This is a genomic window from Pseudomonas sp. p99-361, from assembly GCF_003935475.1.
In the GTDB taxonomy this organism is placed as follows: Bacteria; Pseudomonadota; Gammaproteobacteria; order Pseudomonadales; family Pseudomonadaceae; genus Aquipseudomonas; species Aquipseudomonas juntendi.
In genome coordinates this window covers 1-4,684 of record NZ_RHQO01000129.1, presented here as the reverse complement: position 1 = coordinate 4,684, position 4,684 = coordinate 1, and the positions used below count along the sequence as shown (strand labels likewise).

The window sequence follows — 4,684 nt, the reverse complement described above, 5'->3', positions numbered from 1 at the left end:
GTGGTGGGTGATGACGGGATCGAACCGCCGACCCTCTGCTTGTAAGGCAGATGCTCTCCCGGCTGAGCTAATCACCCTCGCGATGTTACTTGTTGCGTTTGCTTCGCTGAGGCCGCGAAATTTACGCAGGTGGCGAAGCTAAGTCAATAGCCCCGTTGGATTTTTTTCGAAGAAGTGGCAAGTGGCAAGTGGCAAGTGGCAAGTGGCAAGTGGCAAGTGGCAAGTGGCAAGTGGCAAGTGGCAAGTGGCAAGAAGAAGCATGGGGTCGCTTGATGAATTTCTGAACCCTACAAATGAAGAAGGAACCTTGCGGTCCCCTCTTGAAGCTTGAAGCTTGAAGCTTGAAGCTTGCAGCTCAGGTATAGATCATCTTGCGGGTCATTCCGCCATCGACCACGAACTCCTGGCCAGTGACGAACGCCGCCTGCCGTGACAGCAACCAGGCAACCATGGCAGCCACATCCTCCACGGTCCCTACCCTGCCCGTCGGGTGCTGGGCGTGGTCGGCTTCGCTCAATGGCTCGGCACGGCGCTGCGCCGGGTCACGGGCATCGATCCAGCCAGGGCTCACCGCATTGACGCGGATCTCCGGGCCCAAACTTATCGCCAGCGCATGGGTCAAGGCCACCAGGCCGCCCTTGCTCGCCGCGTAGGCCTCGGTATCGGGCTCGGACTGCCGCGCCCGGGTGGAGGTGAGGTTGACGATCGCCCCGTTGTGCGCACGCAGGTACGGCGCACAATGCTTGGCCAGCAGCATCGGGCCATTGAGGTTCACCGCCAGCACCCGGTTCCACTGCGCCAGGCTCAGGCTTTCCAAGGTCTGGTTGTGCGGGTTGGCGATCGCTGCATTGCACACCAGCGCATCCAGCCGGCCAAATTGCCCGAGCACCTCGGATACCCCGGCACTGACCTGGGCCTCGTCGGCAACGTCCATGGTGATGAACCAGGCATTGTCACCCAGGGCCTTGGCCACCTTGGCACCCCGCTGCCGGTCTAGGTCGCTGAGCACCACCTGCCAACCCTCGCAGATCAACCAGGCGGCAATGCCCAGGCCGATGCCGCGCGCGGCTCCGGTCACCAGGGCTACCCGGCCGTTGTGGCCCGGGGTGCTGCCGCCAATCTGCATCACAGTGCGGCCAACCCGCGCGCCAGGTCGGCCTGCAGGTCTGCCACGTCTTCCAGGCCCACGGCAACGCGGAGCAGGCTGTCGCGAATACCTGCAGCCTCACGCTCCTGCGGCGACAGGCGGCCGTGGGACGTGGTGGCCGGGTGGGCGATGGTGGTCTTGCTGTCGCCCAGGTTGGTGGTGATGGAAATCACCCGAGTGGCGTCGATGAAGCGCCAGGCGCCCTCTTTGCCACCCTTGACCTCGAAGCTGACCACTGCACCAAAGCCACTCATCTGGCGCTTGGCCAGGGCGTGCTGGGGGTGGCTTGGCAAGCCGGCGTAATGCACCTTCTCCACGCCGTCCTGTCGCTCCAGCCACTCAGCCAGGGCCTGGGCACTTTCGCAATGCGCACGCATGCGCAACCGCAAGGTTTCCAGGCCCTTGGTGAAGATCCAGGCATTGAACGGGCTGAGGGTCGGGCCTGCGGTACGCAGGAAGCCCACCACCTCTTTCATCTGCTCGGCTCGGCCGGCCACTGCGCCGCCCATGCAACGCCCCTGGCCGTCGATGAACTTGGTCGCCGAGTGGAACACGATATCGGCACCCAGCTTCAACGGTTGCTGCAGTGCCGGGGTGCTGAAGCAGTTGTCGACGACCAGCATGGCGCCATGGGCATGGGCGATTTCACTGAGGGCAGTGATATCGACCAGTTCGGCCAGCGGGTTGGACGGCGATTCGACGATCAGCAGCTTGGTATTGGCCTTGATGGCCTTTTCCCAGCCCGCGAGGTCGGCCAGAGGCACGTAGTCCACCTGCAGGGCGAAGCGCTTGAAGTACTTCTCGAACAGGCTGATGGTCGAGCCAAATACGCTCTGCGACACCAGCACATGGTCACCGCCACTGCACAACGACATGACCACCGCAAGCAGCGCCGCCATGCCGGTGGAGGTGCCCACGGCCTGCTCGGCGCCTTCCATCGCTGCCAGCCGCTCTTCGAAGACACGCACCGACGGGTTGGTGTAACGCGAATAGACGTTGCCTGGCGTTTCGCCGGCGAAACGCGCAGCGGCGTCGGCCGCCGTGCGGAACACATAGCTGGAGGTCAGGAACAGCGCTTCGCTGTGCTCGCCTTCCGGTGTACGGCTTTGGCCAGCGCGCACCGCCAGGGTGTCGAAACCGACACCCTCGAGGTCGCTGTCCAGTCGCCCGGCATCCCATTGATCCGTCATGCCGTCGCTCCCTGAATCAGTTGTTGTAGAGGTCGATGATCGCGCTGACCGCCTGGTTCTTGACCTTGGCCAGGTCGTTACGGGCCTGCTCGATGCGGTCGAGGTAGGCTTCGTCGATATCGCCGGTGACATACTCACCGTTGAACACCGCGCAGTCGAAGTGCTCGATCTTGATCTTGCCGCCGCCGACCGAGTCGATCAGGTCCGGCAGGTCCTGATAGACCAGCCAGTCGGCGCCAATCAACTCACCCACCTGTTCGGTGGTGCGGTTGTGGGCGATCAGTTCGTGCACGCTCGGCATGTCGATGCCGTAGACGTTGGGGAAGCGCACTGCCGGGGCTGCCGAGCAGAAGTAGACATTCTTGGCGCCGGCTTCGCGGGCCATCTGGATGATCTGCTTGCACGTGGTACCGCGCACGATCGAATCGTCCACCAGCATCACGTTCTTGCCACGGAATTCCAGCTCGATGGCGTTGAGCTTCTGGCGCACCGACTTCTTGCGCGCCGCCTGGCCGGGCATGATGAAGGTACGGCCGATGTAACGGTTCTTGACGAAGCCTTCGCGGAACTTGACACCCAGGCGGTTGGCCAGCTCCAGGGCGGCGGTGCGGCTGGTGTCGGGAATCGGGATGACCACGTCGATGTCGTGATCGGGGCGCTCGCGCATGATCTTGTCGGCGAGCTTTTCACCCATGCGCAGGCGCGCCTTGTACACCGACACACCGTCGATGATCGAGTCTGGGCGGGCCAGGTAGACATGCTCGAAGATGCACGGTTGCAGCTTCGGCGCTTCGGCGCACTGCTTGGTGAACAGCTGGCCTTCTTCGGTGATGTACACCGCTTCGCCAGGTGCCAGGTCGCGGATCAGGGTGAAACCGAGCACGTCCAGGGCGACGCTTTCGGAGGCGATCATGTATTCCACGCCTTCGTCGGTGTGACGCTGGCCGAACACCACCGGGCGAATGCCGTGCGGGTCACGGAAGCCGACGATACCGTAGCCGGTGATCATTGCCACCACGGCGTAGCCACCCACACAGCGGCTGTGCACGTGGGAAACGGCAGCGAACACGTCTTCTTCGGTCGGCTGCAGTTTGCCGCGCACCGCCAGCTCGTGGGCGAACACGTTGAGCAGCACTTCCGAGTCGGAGTTGGTGTTGACGTGGCGCAGATCGGACTCGTAGATCTCCTTGGCCAACTGTTCGACGTTGGTCAGGTTGCCGTTATGCGCCAGGGTGATGCCATACGGGGAGTTGACGTAGAACGGCTGGGCCTCGGCCGAGGTCGAGCTGCCCGCGGTCGGGTAGCGCACATGGCCGATGCCGATGTTGCCCACCAGGCGCTGCATGTGGCGCTGCTGGAACACGTCGCGCACCAGGCCATTATCCTTGCGCAGGAACAACCGGCCGTCATGGCTGGTCACGATACCGGCAGCGTCCTGGCCGCGGTGCTGGAGGACCGTAAGCGCGTCATACAGCGCCTGATTGACGTTCGACTTACCGACGATACCGACGATGCCACACATGCGACGCAACCCCTACTTTGATGAAACTTGAGTGAATAGCGCTCAGGGCTTAGCTGGCCCGAGCAACTGTTCCTTGAACGGAAGATCAGCCGGAGCGCTGATCAGACCACCGGGCGACCACTGGCCGGCGAAACCCAGAATCAGGTTTTTCGACCAGTCGGCGACCAGAAGAAATTGTGGTATCAGGCGCGATTCCTGCCACCAGGTGTCCTGTTGAACCGGCCCCAGGCTGATCAGGCCGATGGCCACCACTACCAGCAAGGCCCCGCGCGCGGCGCCGAAGGCCATGCCCAGGAAGCGATCGGTGCCGGACAGCCCGGTCACGCGGATCAGCTCGCCGACCAGGAAGTTGACCATGGCCCCCACCAGCAAGGTGGCGACGAAAAGAATGGCGCAGCCGGCGATGACGCGCATCGATGGTGTCTGGATGTAGCTTTCAAGATACACCGAGAGCGAACCGCCGAACATCCAGGCAACCGCACCGGCAATGATCCAGATGAGCAAGGACAAGGCTTCCTTGACGAAGCCGCGCTTGAGACTGATCAGTGTGGAGACGGCGATGATCGCGATGATCGCCCAATCAACCAGGGTAAATGCCACGGTGCTGCCTGCAGACGTTTGAGGCGGCGCATTTTACCAGAGCGGTGGGGGCTTGGGTAAGCGGAATGTCAGGTGGATTGGTGTTTGCTTCATCGCCAGCGAGCCAGCTCCCACAGGGATCGCCTTTAGGGCTGACAGGTGTTTGCCGCAAGGTATGGCAGCGCCTGTTAGAGCGAGCGCCGCCCGCGCGGCGCAATCGCGAGCTGCGCTCGCTCCTACGTTTGT

4 protein-coding genes and 1 tRNA gene are annotated in these 4,684 nt (G+C 62.9%); all 5 read right to left on the bottom strand.

Features of this window, described 5'->3' with window-relative positions; translation table 11 throughout:
- Position 1: 1 nt before the first annotated feature.
- Positions 2–77, bottom strand: a tRNA-Val gene (locus EGJ22_RS25695).
- A 278-nt stretch (positions 78–355) separates the two neighbouring features.
- Positions 356–1,126: an SDR family oxidoreductase gene (locus EGJ22_RS25685; RefSeq protein WP_161893395.1), complete on the bottom strand. Its 771-nt coding sequence runs from the start codon at positions 1,124–1,126 to the stop codon at positions 356–358.
- A complete protein-coding gene (locus EGJ22_RS25680; RefSeq protein WP_029886426.1) occupies positions 1,126–2,337 on the bottom strand; it encodes an O-succinylhomoserine sulfhydrylase in 1,212 nt (403 codons plus the stop codon). The genes EGJ22_RS25685 and EGJ22_RS25680 overlap by 1 nt, the downstream gene beginning before the upstream one ends.
- Positions 2,338–2,353: 16 nt before the next feature.
- The gene (purF, locus tag EGJ22_RS25675) at positions 2,354–3,859 is read right to left on the bottom strand and encodes an amidophosphoribosyltransferase (RefSeq protein WP_009683775.1); all 1,506 of its coding nucleotides are present in this window, start codon (positions 3,857–3,859) and stop codon (positions 2,354–2,356) included.
- Between the two features lie 42 nt (positions 3,860–3,901).
- Positions 3,902–4,459 carry a CvpA family protein gene (locus EGJ22_RS25670; RefSeq protein WP_029886425.1) on the bottom strand — a complete coding sequence of 186 codons (558 nt, stop codon included), beginning with the start codon at positions 4,457–4,459 and terminating at the stop codon, positions 3,902–3,904.
- Positions 4,460–4,684 lie beyond the last annotated feature (225 nt).

Excerpts from the sequence above, each read along its gene's own strand:
- EGJ22_RS25685 (WP_161893395.1), bottom strand. The coding sequence starts at position 1,126 with ATGCAGATTGGCGGCAGCACCCCGGGCCACAACGGCCGGGTAGCCCTG.
- EGJ22_RS25680 (WP_029886426.1), bottom strand. The coding sequence starts at position 2,337 with ATGACGGATCAATGGGATGCCGGGCGACTGGACAGCGACCTCGAGGGT.
- purF (WP_009683775.1), bottom strand. The coding sequence starts at position 3,859 with ATGTGTGGCATCGTCGGTATCGTCGGTAAGTCGAACGTCAATCAGGCG.